At 37.9% G+C, this 11945-nt stretch carries 12 protein-coding genes and 1 pseudogene; 12 read left to right on the top strand and 1 reads right to left on the bottom strand.

Annotated features, from left to right (window positions below; translation table 11 throughout):
- The first annotated feature begins 166 nt into the window (after positions 1-166).
- The 5 genes and pseudogenes from ACLNCV_RS09635 to ACLNCV_RS09615 form a co-directional block, all read left to right on the top strand.
- On the top strand, positions 167-1426 hold the full coding sequence (locus ACLNCV_RS09635) for a UDP-N-acetylglucosamine 1-carboxyvinyltransferase (protein WP_153199069.1): 1260 nt from the start codon (positions 167-169) through the stop codon (positions 1424-1426).
- Between the two features lie 15 nt (positions 1427-1441).
- Positions 1442-1993, top strand: coding sequence for a GNAT family N-acetyltransferase (locus ACLNCV_RS09630; RefSeq protein ID WP_153199070.1), 552 nt, complete (start codon positions 1442-1444; stop codon positions 1991-1993).
- Positions 1986-3263, top strand: a complete 1278-nt coding sequence (gene spxR / locus ACLNCV_RS09625) for a CBS-HotDog domain-containing transcription factor SpxR (RefSeq protein ID WP_150922432.1) — start codon at positions 1986-1988, stop codon at positions 3261-3263. The genes ACLNCV_RS09630 and spxR overlap by 8 nt, the downstream gene beginning before the upstream one ends.
- Before the next feature lie 15 nt (positions 3264-3278).
- A complete protein-coding gene (locus ACLNCV_RS09620; protein ID WP_000631537.1) occupies positions 3279-4139 on the top strand; it encodes a methionyl aminopeptidase in 861 nt (286 codons plus the stop codon).
- Positions 4140-4453: 314 nt separating this feature from the next.
- Positions 4454-4711, top strand: a pseudogene (locus ACLNCV_RS09615) (bifunctional riboflavin kinase/FAD synthetase); the annotation flags it as partial.
- 53 nt (positions 4712-4764) lie between these two features.
- Here ACLNCV_RS09615 and ACLNCV_RS09610 read toward each other — a convergent pair.
- Positions 4765-5613 (bottom strand): YitT family protein, encoded by an 849-nt coding sequence (locus ACLNCV_RS09610; protein ID WP_000592065.1) that lies wholly within the window; start codon positions 5611-5613, stop codon positions 4765-4767.
- Between the two features lie 140 nt (positions 5614-5753).
- On the opposite strand from ACLNCV_RS09610, the gene ACLNCV_RS09605 reads away from it, so the two are divergent.
- The 7 genes from ACLNCV_RS09605 to ACLNCV_RS09575 form a co-directional block, all read left to right on the top strand.
- Entirely contained in the window at positions 5754-6593 is an 840-nt protein-coding gene (locus tag ACLNCV_RS09605) for a DegV family protein (RefSeq protein ID WP_308525605.1), read from the top strand.
- Positions 6594-6700: 107 nt separating this feature from the next.
- Positions 6701-6976: an HU family DNA-binding protein gene (locus ACLNCV_RS09600; RefSeq protein WP_001284642.1), complete on the top strand. Its 276-nt coding sequence runs from the start codon at positions 6701-6703 to the stop codon at positions 6974-6976.
- 212 nt (positions 6977-7188) lie between these two features.
- Positions 7189-7896, top strand: a complete 708-nt coding sequence (gene ccdA2, locus ACLNCV_RS09595; protein WP_025171153.1) for a thiol-disulfide oxidoreductase-associated membrane protein CcdA2 — start codon at positions 7189-7191, stop codon at positions 7894-7896.
- Positions 7897-7907: 11 nt separating this feature from the next.
- Entirely contained in the window at positions 7908-8471 is a 564-nt protein-coding gene (gene sdbB, locus ACLNCV_RS09590) for a thiol-disulfide oxidoreductase-associated lipoprotein SdbB (RefSeq protein ID WP_000757365.1), read from the top strand.
- Positions 8472-8592: 121 nt separating this feature from the next.
- Positions 8593-9984 (top strand): APC family permease, encoded by a 1392-nt coding sequence (locus ACLNCV_RS09585; RefSeq protein WP_001020315.1) that lies wholly within the window; start codon positions 8593-8595, stop codon positions 9982-9984.
- 142 nt (positions 9985-10126) lie between these two features.
- Positions 10127-11044: a zinc-binding lipoprotein AdcAII gene (adcAII, locus tag ACLNCV_RS09580; RefSeq protein WP_049544284.1), complete on the top strand. Its 918-nt coding sequence runs from the start codon at positions 10127-10129 to the stop codon at positions 11042-11044.
- Positions 11045-11051: 7 nt separating this feature from the next.
- Positions 11052-11945: pneumococcal-type histidine triad protein (locus ACLNCV_RS09575; protein WP_424845152.1), on the top strand; the 894-nt coding region annotated here is incomplete at its 3' end.

Raw genomic sequence — 11945 nt, 5'->3', positions numbered from 1 at the left:
TTTGTATTTAGGGGGCAAAAAGGCGTAAAACATTTCAAGACAGCTCATTTACTAATAAATCCGATTCAGCTAATATAATTGAAAATGATGGAAAAAAGGGTGAATTTATGATATACTTTAACGTAGGACCTTTTTAGAAATTTTGAAAGAGTATTAAAAATTTAAAATGAGAAAAATTGTTATCAATGGTGGCTTGCCCCTGCAAGGTGAGATTACCATTAGTGGCGCAAAAAATAGTGTAGTAGCTTTGATTCCAGCTATTATTTTGGCAGATGATGTTGTGACTTTGGATTGTGTACCAGATATTTCCGATGTTGCTAGTCTTGTCGAAATTATGGAGTTAATGGGGGCTACTGTTAAGCGTTATGACGATGTCTTGGAGATTGATCCAAGAGGTGTTCAAAATATTCCAATGCCTTATGGGAAAATCAATAGTCTTCGTGCATCTTATTATTTTTATGGAAGTCTTTTAGGTCGCTTTGCTGAAGCTACTGTTGGTTTACCTGGTGGATGTGATTTGGGACCTCGCCCTATTGACCTACACCTTAAGGCTTTTGAAGCTATGGGTGCCACTGTTAGCTACGAGGGAGATAACATGAAGTTATCTGCTAAAGATACAGGACTTCATGGTGCAAGTATTTACATGGACACGGTTAGTGTAGGGGCAACGATCAATACGATGATTGCTGCGGTTAAAGCGAATGGTCGTACTATTATTGAAAATGCAGCCCGTGAACCTGAAATTATTGATGTAGCTACCCTCTTGAATAATATGGGAGCCCATATCCGCGGTGCAGGGACTAATATCATCATTATTGATGGTGTTGAAAGATTACATGGAACCCGTCATCAGGTGATTCCAGACCGTATCGAAGCAGGAACATATATTTCCTTAGCTGCTGCAGTCGGTAAGGGAATTCGTATCAACAATGTATTATACGAACACTTAGAAGGATTCATCGCTAAGTTGGAAGAGATGGGTGTGAGAATGACTGTATCTGAAGACAGTATTTTTGTCGAAGAACAGTCTAATTTGAAAGCAATCAATATTAAGACAGCTCCTTATCCTGGTTTTGCTACTGACTTGCAACAACCAATTACTCCTCTCTTGTTAACAGCAGAGGGGCGTGGTACCATTATTGATACCATTTATGAAAAACGAGTAAACCATGTTTTTGAACTAGCAAAGATGGATGCAGATATTACGACTACAAACAACTACATTTTATATACCGGTGGACGTAGTTTACGTGGTGCAAATGTAAAAGCAACTGACCTGAGAGCTGGTGCAGCTTTAGTTATTGCTGGTTTGATGGCCGAGGGGCAAACTGAAATTACAAATATCGAGTTTATCTTACGTGGTTATTCTGATATTATTGAAAAATTACGTAATCTAGGAGCGGATATTACACTTGTTGAAGAATAAACCGTAGAGGTGTTTATGAATATTTGGACCAAATTAGCAATGTTTTCTTTTTTTGAAACGGATCGCTTGTATTTGCGTCCTTTCTTTTTTAGTGATAGTCAGGACTTCCATGAGATAGCCTCAAATCCTGAAAATCTTCAATTTATTTTCCCAACTCAGGCAAGTCTGGAAGAAAGTCAATATGCACTGGCCAATTACTTTATGAAGTCCCCTTTGGGAGTGTGGGCTATTTGTGACCAGAAAAATCAACAAATGATTGGTTCTATTAAGTTTGAAAAGCTAGATGAAATAAAAAAAGAAGCAGAAATTGGTTATTTTTTGAGAAAAGACGCTTGGTCGCAAGGGTTCATGACAGAAGTTGTTAAAAAACTTTGTCAGCTTTCTTTTGAGGAATTTGGTTTAAAACAACTATCCATCATTACCCACCTTGAAAATGAAGCTAGTCAACGGGTTGCTCTTAAGTCTGGATTTCGTTTGTTCCGTCAGTTTAAAGGAAGTGATCGCTATACAAGAAAAATGCGAGATTATCTTGAGTTTCGCTTTGTAAAGGGAGAAATTAATGAGTAAACACCAAGAAATTCTAAGTTATTTGGAAGAATTACCTGTTGGTAAAAGAGTCAGTGTTCGAAGCATTTCCAACCATCTAGGAGTCAGTGATGGAACGGCCTATCGGGCCATTAAAGAAGCTGAAAACCGTGGAATTGTAGAGACTCGCCCAAGAAGTGGTACTATCCGTGTTAAATCTCAGAAAGTTGCTATAGAGAGATTAACTTTTGCTGAAATTGCTGAAGTGACTTCTTCTGAGGTTCTGGCTGGACAAGACGGTTTAGAGAGAGAATTTAGTAAGTTTTCAATCGGTGCCATGACTGAGCAAAATATTTTATCTTACCTTCATGATGGGGGACTCTTGATTGTTGGTGACCGGACTCGTATTCAATTATTAGCGCTGGAAAATGAAAATGCAGTTCTGGTTACAGGTGGATTTCAGGTTCATGATGATGTGCTTAAACTGGCCAATCAAAAAGGAATTCCTGTTTTAAGAAGCAAACATGACACTTTCACTGTCGCGACCATGATCAATAAAGCCCTTTCAAATGTACAAATCAAGACTGATATTCTGACAGTTGAGAAACTTTATCGTCCGAGTCATGAGTATGGTTTTCTGAGAGAGACTGACACTGTTAAAGATTATTTGGACTTGGTGCGTAAGAATCGTAGCAGCCGTTTCCCAGTTATCAATCAACATCAGGTTGTTGTTGGGGTTGTTACCATGAGAGACGCTGGTGATAAGTCACCAAGCACCACAATTGACAAGGTCATGTCTCGTAGTCTATTTTTGGTTGGATTATCGACAAATATTGCCAATGTCAGTCAACGGATGATTGCTGAAGACTTTGAAATGGTACCGGTTGTTCGAAATAATCAAACCTTGCTTGGGGTTGTAACCAGACGAGATGTCATGGAGAAGATGAGTCGTTCCCAAGTTTCTGCTCTACCTACTTTTTCTGAGCAGATTGGTCAAAAACTTTCTTATCACCATGATGAAGTAGTGATTACAGTGGAACCCTTTATGCTAGAGAAGAACGGTGTTTTGGCTAATGGTGTATTGGCAGAAATTCTGACCCACATGACCCAAGATTTAGTTGTTAATAGTGGTCGTAATCTTATTATTGAGCAGATGCTAATCTACTTTTTGCAGGCTGTTCAGATAGATGATATATTGCGCATTCAAGCACGCATTATCCATCATACGAGACGGTCAGCTATTATTGATTACGATATTTATCATGGTCATCAGATTGTTTCAAAAGCAAATGTGACTGTTAAAATTAATTAGAAACTAGGAGAAAAAATGATAACATTAAAATCAGCTCGTGAAATCGAAGCTATGGATAAGGCCGGTGATTTTCTAGCAAGTATTCATATCGGCTTGCGTGATTTGATTAAGCCAGGCGTAGATATGTGGGAAGTTGAAGAATACGTTCGCCGTCGTTGTAAAGAAGAAAATTTCCTTCCGCTTCAGATTGGAGTTGACGGTGCTATGATGGACTATCCTTATGCTACCTGCTGCTCTTTAAACGATGAAGTAGCTCACGCTTTCCCTCGTCACTATATTTTGAAAGATGGTGATTTGCTCAAGGTTGATATGGTTTTGGGAGGCCCAATTGCTAAATCTGACCTGAATGTCTCAAAATTAAACTTCAACAATGTGGATCAAATGAAGAAATACACTCAGAGCTATTCTGGTGGTCTAGCAGACTCTTGTTGGGCTTATGCTGTCGGTACACCGTCCGAAGAAGTGAAAAACTTGATGGATGTAACTAAAGAAGCCATGTACAAGGGGATTGAGCAGGCTGTTGTTGGAAACCGTATCGGTGATATTGGAGCAGCGATTCAAGAATACGCTGAAAGTCGTGGATACGGTGTAGTGCGTGATTTGGTTGGTCATGGTGTTGGCCCAACCATGCACGAAGAACCAATGGTTCCTAACTATGGTATTGCAGGTCGAGGACTCCGTCTTCGTGAAGGTATGGTCTTGACCATTGAACCGATGATCAATACAGGTGACTGGGAAATCGATACAGATATGAAAACTGGCTGGGCGCATAAGACCATTGACGGTGGATTGTCATGTCAGTATGAACACCAATTTGTCATTACTAAAGATGGTCCGGTAATCTTGACTAGCCAAGGTGAAGAAGGGACTTATTAATAAAAAGTGAAAAGGCTACTGGAAGTTCATTTCTAAAGAATCTAGTAGATCTTTTCATATTAAATAAACGCATTGTATCAAGTTTTTAAGTGCCTGATATAATGCGTTTTTCTGGCTTTAAAATTCTTACCTCAATATATTGTACTTTATAATCATTTCAAAAAAATGAACTTTCTACACTGTTACACTTCAGGTAAAAAATATGTTTCAGATTTTCTGTTACAGAAATAGATATCATTATGAAATAATTATTTTATATTTACTACTATTTCTATAAAAACCACAAAGATATTGGCAAACTATCTGATAAATAATTATTTCGTGTTACCAACAAGGCTACGAGGAAGGATTTGTTGCCTATCGTGGTTATGATGTTTAATGAATCTTTAAAGATTGCTTTAGAGCCTTATCATTCGGAATTGTTTTTGCCTATTTTGAACTCTACTGAACGTGAAAGAAAGTAAAAACGAGAGGGTGTAGAGGAATTATATCTTCTTGATTTTAGTAGTCAATTCGATACTCTCACGACAGAAGATTTAAAGGATTACTTTGATGGAGAAATTATCATTGTTTCACGTTATTATTGTAGATTCTAAAAGAAATCAATTCAGTACATTACCTCTTTTTATTCTTTTTCAAAGGTAAATCCTTCTCCAAGGATTTCGTGGGCTTCTGTAATGGTTATAAAGGCTTGAGGATCGATTCGATGAATCATTTCCTTCATTTTCACAATTTCATTTCTTCCGACAATACAGTAAATGATTTTTAAATCTTCTCGACTATAATAACCTTGACCTGAGATGAAAGTAACGCCTCTACCTAGGTCATCATTAATCGCCTTAGCAAGTTGGTCAGGACGTTTTGTGATAATCATAAATCCTTTACCTGCATAGCCACCTTCGCCGATCAAATCAATAACACGAGAAACGATAAAATCAAATAAGAGCGTGTAGGTAACTAATCTCAGATCCTTAAAGATTAGGAGAATAAGCATGAGAATACAAAAATCTAAGATAAAAAGCAGTTTTCCCATAGATATATGAGTGTATTTATTGATAATACGAGCTACAATATCAGTTCCACCAGTTGTCCCACCAGCATTGAAGATAATTCCGAGCCCAATTCCCAATAGAATCCCAGCTATAAGGGCTGTGATCAGTAAATCACCTTGAAGATCAATATGAAGGGGAATACGCTCAAAAAAAGCCAACCAGGCGGACAAGGCTAAGGTTCCTAGTAAACTAGAATAGAGAGATTTTGCTCCAAAAATCTTCCAAGCTAGGATGAAAAGAGGAATATTAATCAGCAAGTTCATGAGCGAAACAGGGATTTTAAAAAGATAAAAGGTGATGAGGGTAATACCTGTCGCCCCTCCTTCAAAGAGATGATGGGGAACTACAAAATAAGTCAGACCAAAAGCATAAATAGCAGCACCTAGTAAAATGGTTAAAATGGGGTAAATTTTTTTAATCATAGGAACCTCTTTTCTTATAAGTAGATTATATCAAATTTTTAAGGAAAATTTGAATGACTCCATTAGGATTTTTAATCTTTTTTTGATATAATTAAAAGTAAGAAAACCAATCTGAATCCTAAAATAGAAAGATTGATACTATGACAAAAATTAAGATTGTAACCGATTCATCTGTTACTATTGAACCTGAACTAGTAAAACAATTAGATATCACTGTTGTTCCGTTATCTGTAATGATTGATAATGTTGTTTATTCTGATGCGGATTTGAAAGAAGAAGGTAAATTTCTTCAGTTGATGCAAGTAAGTAAGAACCTCCCGAAAACAAGCCAGCCCCCTGTAGGTGTCTTCGCTGAAGTTTTTGAAGACCTATGCAAGGATGGTAGCCAGATTCTTGCTATTCATATGTCCCATGCTCTTTCTGGTACTGTAGAAGCAGCGCGACAGGGTGCTAGTTTATCTACTGCCGACGTGACAGTTATTGATAGTTCCTTCACTGACCAAGCCCTGAAATTCCAGGTTGTTGAGGCTGCGAAGTTAGCACAAGAAGGCAAAGATATGGAGGAAATTTTAACTCGCATAGAAGAGGTAAAAAAACACACAGAACTCTATATTGGCGTTTCGACTTTGGAAAATCTTGTTAAAGGTGGACGAATTGGGCGTGTAACTGGATTGTTGAGCTCACTTCTCAATATACGTGTTGTCATGCAGATGAAAGACCATGAATTGCAGCCAATCGTTAAAGGTCGTGGAGCTAAAACTTTTAAAAAATGGTTGGATGAGCTGACAAGTTCGCTAACTGAACGTTCTGTAGCAGAGATTGGAATTTCATATTCTGGTAGTGCTGATTGGGCAAAAGAGATGAAAGAAAGCTTACAAGCTTATGTTGAAAAGCCTATTTCAGTTTTGGAAACGGGCTCTATTATTCAAACTCACACGGGTGAGAACGCTTGGGCTATTTTAGTACGTTACTACTCTTAAAAAAATAAATAAAATGGGAAGAAATAGCGTTTTTAACTTGACCTAAAAGGGATTTTAGGATATGATTATAATTGTTAATTAGAAATTAAATTGGAGGAATCATTAACATGGCAAACAAACAAGATTTGATCGCTAAAGTAGCAGAAGCTACAGAATTGACTAAGAAAGACTCAGCAGCAGCAGTTGAAGCTGTATTCTCAGCAGTAGCTGACTACCTTGCAGCTGGTGAAAAAGTTCAATTGATCGGTTTTGGTAACTTTGAAGTTCGTGAGCGTGCTGCACGTAAAGGTCGCAACCCACAAACTGGTAAAGAAATCACAATTGCAGCTTCTAAAGTTCCAGCATTCAAAGCTGGTAAAGCTCTTAAAGACGCTGTTAAATAATCAACCTTTAAAAAGCCTATTGTATCAAGTTTTCTAGCTTGAGCAGTAGGCTTTTTTGTGTATAGGGAGGCAAAAAAGGGCCAGAATCTGAATGAACTAGTACCGGAAAATCTTTCAAATACAGACTAATTCAAATTGCGTAGCAGAAATCATACAAATGAAATTGATTATAGTAAAATAGGATTAGAATTATTAAGAAAGTTGGTTCTTTATTGGAAACGATAGTATTTTCAATCTCCGTTTTTTTAGCAGGGATCTTGTCCTTCTTTTCCCCTTGCATTTTTCCTCTGTTACCTGTTTATACTGGAATTTTGCTGGATGATCAGGAAAGCGCAAAAAGCTTTTCTTTGTTTGGGAGAAAGGTTGCCTGGTCAGGTCTGATTCGAACTCTTTGCTTTATCGCAGGCATTTCACTCATTTTCTTTATTCTAGGATTCGGTGCTGGTTACTTTGGTAATATTCTCTACACCAATTGGTTTCGATATACCATGGGAACAATTATTATCATTTTAGGCCTTCACCAGATGGAAATTTTTCATTTTAAGAAATTAGAGGTTCAAAAAAGCTTTACTTTTAAGAAATCAGAAGCCAATCGTTATTGGTCAGCCTTTTTACTCGGTATTACTTTTAGCTTTGGTTGGACGCCTTGTATTGGTCCAGTTTTAAGTTCTGTTTTAGCGCTTGCGGCTTCTGGAGGCAATGGTGCTTGGCAAGGAGCTATCTATACCTTGATTTATACTCTAGGGATGGCTATTCCTTTCTTGGTTTTGGCTCTAGCTTCTGGTGTAGTGATGCCTTATTTTAGTAAAATCAAACGTCATATGATGTTACTGAAGAAAATTGGTGGTTTGCTCATTATTTTAATGGGAATTTTGTTACTATTAGGACAAGTAAATGTTCTAGCTGGAATTTTTGAATAAAGGAGAAAAAGATGAAAAAAGTAATGTTTGCTGGCTTAAGCCTCTTGTCATTAGTCGTATTGATAGCCTGTGGTGAGGAAGAGACTAAAAAGACTCAAGCACCAGAACAAACTCCAAAACAACAACAAACGACTGTACAACAAATTGCTGTTGGAAAAGATGCGCCAGATTTTACCTTGCAATCAATGGATGGCAAAGAAGTTAAGCTATCTGATTATAAGGGTAAAAAGGTTTATTTGAAGTTTTGGGCTTCATGGTGTGGTCCATGTAAAAAAAGTATGCCTGAGTTGATGGAATTAGCTGCAAAACAAGATCGTGACTTCGAAATTCTTACTGTTATTGCACCAGGAATTCAAGGTGAAAAAACTGTTGAGCAATTCCCACAATGGTTCCAAGATCAAGGTTATAAGGATATCCCAGTTCTTTATGACACAAAAGCAACCACATTCCAAGCTTATCAAATTCGAAGCATTCCTACAGAATACCTAATTGACAGTCAAGGAAAGATTGGAAAGATTCAATTTGGTGCTATCAGCAATGCGGATGCAGAAGCAGCTTTTAAAGAAATGAAATAGAATCGATAAAAATCTGATTACAAGATGTAGTCAGATTTTTTTAGGAAAATGTTTTATAAATATTCACAAATATCCTATATTTATGGTAAAATAGAATCATCATTTTATTTTGGAGTCAAAGATGAATATATTTAGAACAAAAAATGTTAGTTTGGATAAAACGGAGATGCACAGGCATTTGAAGTTATGGGATTTGATTTTGCTGGGTATCGGAGCCATGGTAGGGACAGGTGTCTTTACAATAACAGGTACTGCAGCCGCAACTCTAGCGGGTCCAGCCCTAGTGATTTCAATCGTCATTTCTGCCTTGTGTGTAGGATTATCAGCCCTCTTTTTTGCAGAATTTGCTTCACGAGTACCCGCTACAGGTGGTGCCTACAGCTATCTCTATGCTATTTTAGGAGAATTCCCAGCTTGGTTGGCTGGTTGGTTAACCATGATGGAATTCATGACAGCCATATCTGGTGTGGCTTCGGGTTGGGCAGCTTATTTTAAAGGCTTGCTCTCTCAATATGGGATAGCCCTTCCTCAGGCTTTAAATGGTACCTTTAATCCTCAAGCAGGGACATTTGTTGATTTATTGCCTATTCTTGTCTTGGTATTGGTGACCTCACTTGTTTTACTCAATGCTAAAGCAGCATTACGTTTTAATTCTATTCTAGTGATTTTGAAATTTTCCGCTTTAGCTCTCTTTATTTTGGTGGGAATTTGGCATATCAAGCTTGATAATTGGAGCAATTTTGCTCCTTATGGTTTTGGACAAATCTATGGTGCTAGTACTGGTATTATGGCTGGTGCGTCCTTAATGTTCTTTGGATTTTTAGGCTTCGAATCCATCTCTATGGCTGTAGATGAGGTCAAGACTCCTCAAAAAAATATTCCTAGAGGGATTGTCTTATCGCTTTCTATCGTAACCATTCTTTATGCCTTGGTGACGCTTGTCTTAACTGGTGTGGTCCATTATAGCCATCTAAATGTCGACGATGCCGTTGCCTTTGCCCTTCGTAGCGTTGGGATCAGTTGGGCAGCCAACTATGTATCATTAGTTGCTATCTTAACCTTGATTACGGTTTGTATCTCAATGACTTATGCCCTATCTCGTATGATTTACAGTTTAGCGCGTGACGGATTGATGCCTGCCGCCTTTAAAGAATTAACAAAGACTAGCAAGGTACCAAAGAATGCTACTATCTTGACCGGTCTAGCTTCAGCAGTAGCAGCAGGAATGTTCCCTCTTGCTAGTATCGCAGCCTTCTTAAATATTTGTACCTTGGCCTACTTGATCATGCTGGCTTATGGTCTGATTCGCTTACGGAAAGAAAAAGGAATGCCCAAAGCTGGAGAATTTAAAACACCATTGGTACCTCTGTTACCGATTTTATCAATCATCATTTGTTTATCCTTTATGTTGCAGTATAATATGGAAACTTGGATTGCTTTCCTAGTTGCATTGTTAGTAGGAAGTATTATTTACTTTACTTATGGTTATAAGCATTCTACCATAGAAGAATAAAGTGAGAATCTGTTGAGTTATTGGAACTTAGCAGATTTTTATATGTGAAAGAAATTTCAAATTTTTTCTAAAAATAGCTTGACAGATTAAATTTTTAGGAGTAGAATGTTTACCAGTTAATTAAATAGTTAAGGAGTTGTTTATGAAGAAACAAAGTTTATTTTTAGTATTGTTAAGTGTCTTTCTTTTGTGTTTAGGGGCTTGTGGCCAAAAGGAAAGTCAGACTGGGAAAGGGATGAAAATTGTAACCAGTTTTTATCCTGTCTATGCTATGGTCAAGGAAGTATCTGGTGACTTGAATGATGTTCGGATGATTCAGTCAAGTAGTGGAATTCACTCCTTTGAACCTTCGGCAAATGATATCGCAGCCATCTATGATGCAGATGTCTTTGTTTACCATTCGCATACTCTTGAATCTTGGGCGGGAAGTCTGGACCCCAATCTTAAAAAATCTAAAGTGAAGGTTTTAGAGGCTTCTGAAGGAATGACCTTAGACCGAGTCCCAGGGCTAGAAGATGTGGAAGCAGGGGATGGAGTTGATGAAAAAACGCTCTATGACCCTCACACTTGGCTAGATCCTGAAAAAGCTGGCGAAGAAGCTCAGATTATCGCTGATAAACTTTCAGAGGTGGATAGTGAGCATAAAGAAACTTATCAAAAAAATGCGCAAGCCTTTATCAAAAAAGCTCAAGAATTGACTAAGAAATTCCAGCCTAAATTTGAAAAAGCGAGTCAGAAAACTTTTGTAACACAGCATACAGCCTTTTCTTATCTTGCTAAGAGATTTGGATTAAATCAACTTGGAATCGCTGGTATCTCTCCTGAACAAGAACCAAGTCCACGACAACTAACAGAAATTCAGGAATTTGTTAAAACCTATAAAGTTAAAACGATTTTTACAGAAAGTAACGCTTCTTCAAAAGTAGCTGAAACTCTTGTCAAATCAACAGGTGTGGGTCTTAAAACTCTGAATCCTTTAGAGGCAGACCCACAAAATGACAAGACCTATTTAGAAAACCTGGAAGAAAATATGAGTGTTCTAGCAGAAGAATTAAAGTGAGGAAAGAATGAAAATCAATAAAAAATATGTGGCGGGTTCAGTGGCAGTCCTTGCCATAAGCGTTTGTTCCTATGAACTTGGTCGTTACCAAGCTAGTCAAGTTAAGAAAGATTCTAATCGAGTGGCTTATATAGATGGTGATCAGGCTGGTCAAAAGGCAGAGAACTTGACACCAGATGAAGTCAGTAAGAGAGAGGGAATCAACGCCGAACAAATTGTTATCAAGATTACGGATCAAGGTTATGTGACTTCTCATGGAGATCATTATCATTACTATAATGGCAAGGTTCCTTATGATGCCATCATCAGTGAAGAACTGCTGATGAAAGATCCGAATTATCAGTTGAAGGATGCAGATATTGTCAATGAAATCAAGGGTGGTTATGTAATTAAGGTAGACGGTAAATACTATGTTTACCTCAAGGATGCCGCCCATGCGGACAATATTCGTACAAAAGAAGAGATTAAACGTCAGAAACAGGAACATAGTAGTAATCACGGGGGTGGTTCTAACGATCAGGCAGTAGTTGCAGCCAGAGCTCAAGGACGCTATACAACGGATGATGGTTATATCTTTAACGCATCTGATATCATCGAAGATACGGGTGATGCTTATATTGTTCCTCATGGCAATCACTTCCACTATATTCCGAAGAGTGATTTGTCTGCCAGTGAATTAGCTGCCGCCCAAGCCTTCTTATCTGGAAAAGGCGGTCAATTAAGTACGGTTGAATATCGTTCTAGTAGAGCTGAAACAAGATCTAGTGTGAGAACGAGTCAATCTGAGACTCCTCAAAATCCTGCAACAGCTCCTGAAAGTCAAAGTGAGGATTTAGCTAGTCTTCTTCAAGAATTATACGCTTTGCCACTTAGCCAACGTCATGTGGAGTCTGATGGCTTG

This window comes from Streptococcus sp. CL5.50 (assembly GCF_049738015.1).
Taxonomy (GTDB): domain Bacteria; phylum Bacillota; class Bacilli; order Lactobacillales; family Streptococcaceae; genus Streptococcus; species Streptococcus mitis_CA.
The sequence above is the reverse complement of the archived record's forward strand: the minus strand, read 5'-3'. Positions and strand labels throughout refer to the sequence as shown.

Coding starts and splice junctions, on each gene's coding strand:
- ACLNCV_RS09620 (WP_000631537.1), top strand. CDS start 3,279: ATGATAACATTAAAATCAGCTCGTGAAATCGAAGCTATGGATAAGGCC.
- adcAII (WP_049544284.1), top strand. CDS start 10,127: ATGAAGAAACAAAGTTTATTTTTAGTATTGTTAAGTGTCTTTCTTTTG.
- ACLNCV_RS09630 (WP_153199070.1), top strand. CDS start 1,442: ATGAATATTTGGACCAAATTAGCAATGTTTTCTTTTTTTGAAACGGAT.
- sdbB (WP_000757365.1), top strand. CDS start 7,908: ATGAAAAAAGTAATGTTTGCTGGCTTAAGCCTCTTGTCATTAGTCGTA.
- ACLNCV_RS09605 (WP_308525605.1), top strand. CDS start 5,754: ATGACAAAAATTAAGATTGTAACCGATTCATCTGTTACTATTGAACCT.
- ACLNCV_RS09585 (WP_001020315.1), top strand. CDS start 8,593: ATGAATATATTTAGAACAAAAAATGTTAGTTTGGATAAAACGGAGATG.
- spxR (WP_150922432.1), top strand. CDS start 1,986: ATGAGTAAACACCAAGAAATTCTAAGTTATTTGGAAGAATTACCTGTT.
- ACLNCV_RS09635 (WP_153199069.1), top strand. CDS start 167: ATGAGAAAAATTGTTATCAATGGTGGCTTGCCCCTGCAAGGTGAGATT.
- ACLNCV_RS09600 (WP_001284642.1), top strand. CDS start 6,701: ATGGCAAACAAACAAGATTTGATCGCTAAAGTAGCAGAAGCTACAGAA.
- ACLNCV_RS09610 (WP_000592065.1), bottom strand. CDS start 5,613: ATGATTAAAAAAATTTACCCCATTTTAACCATTTTACTAGGTGCTGCT.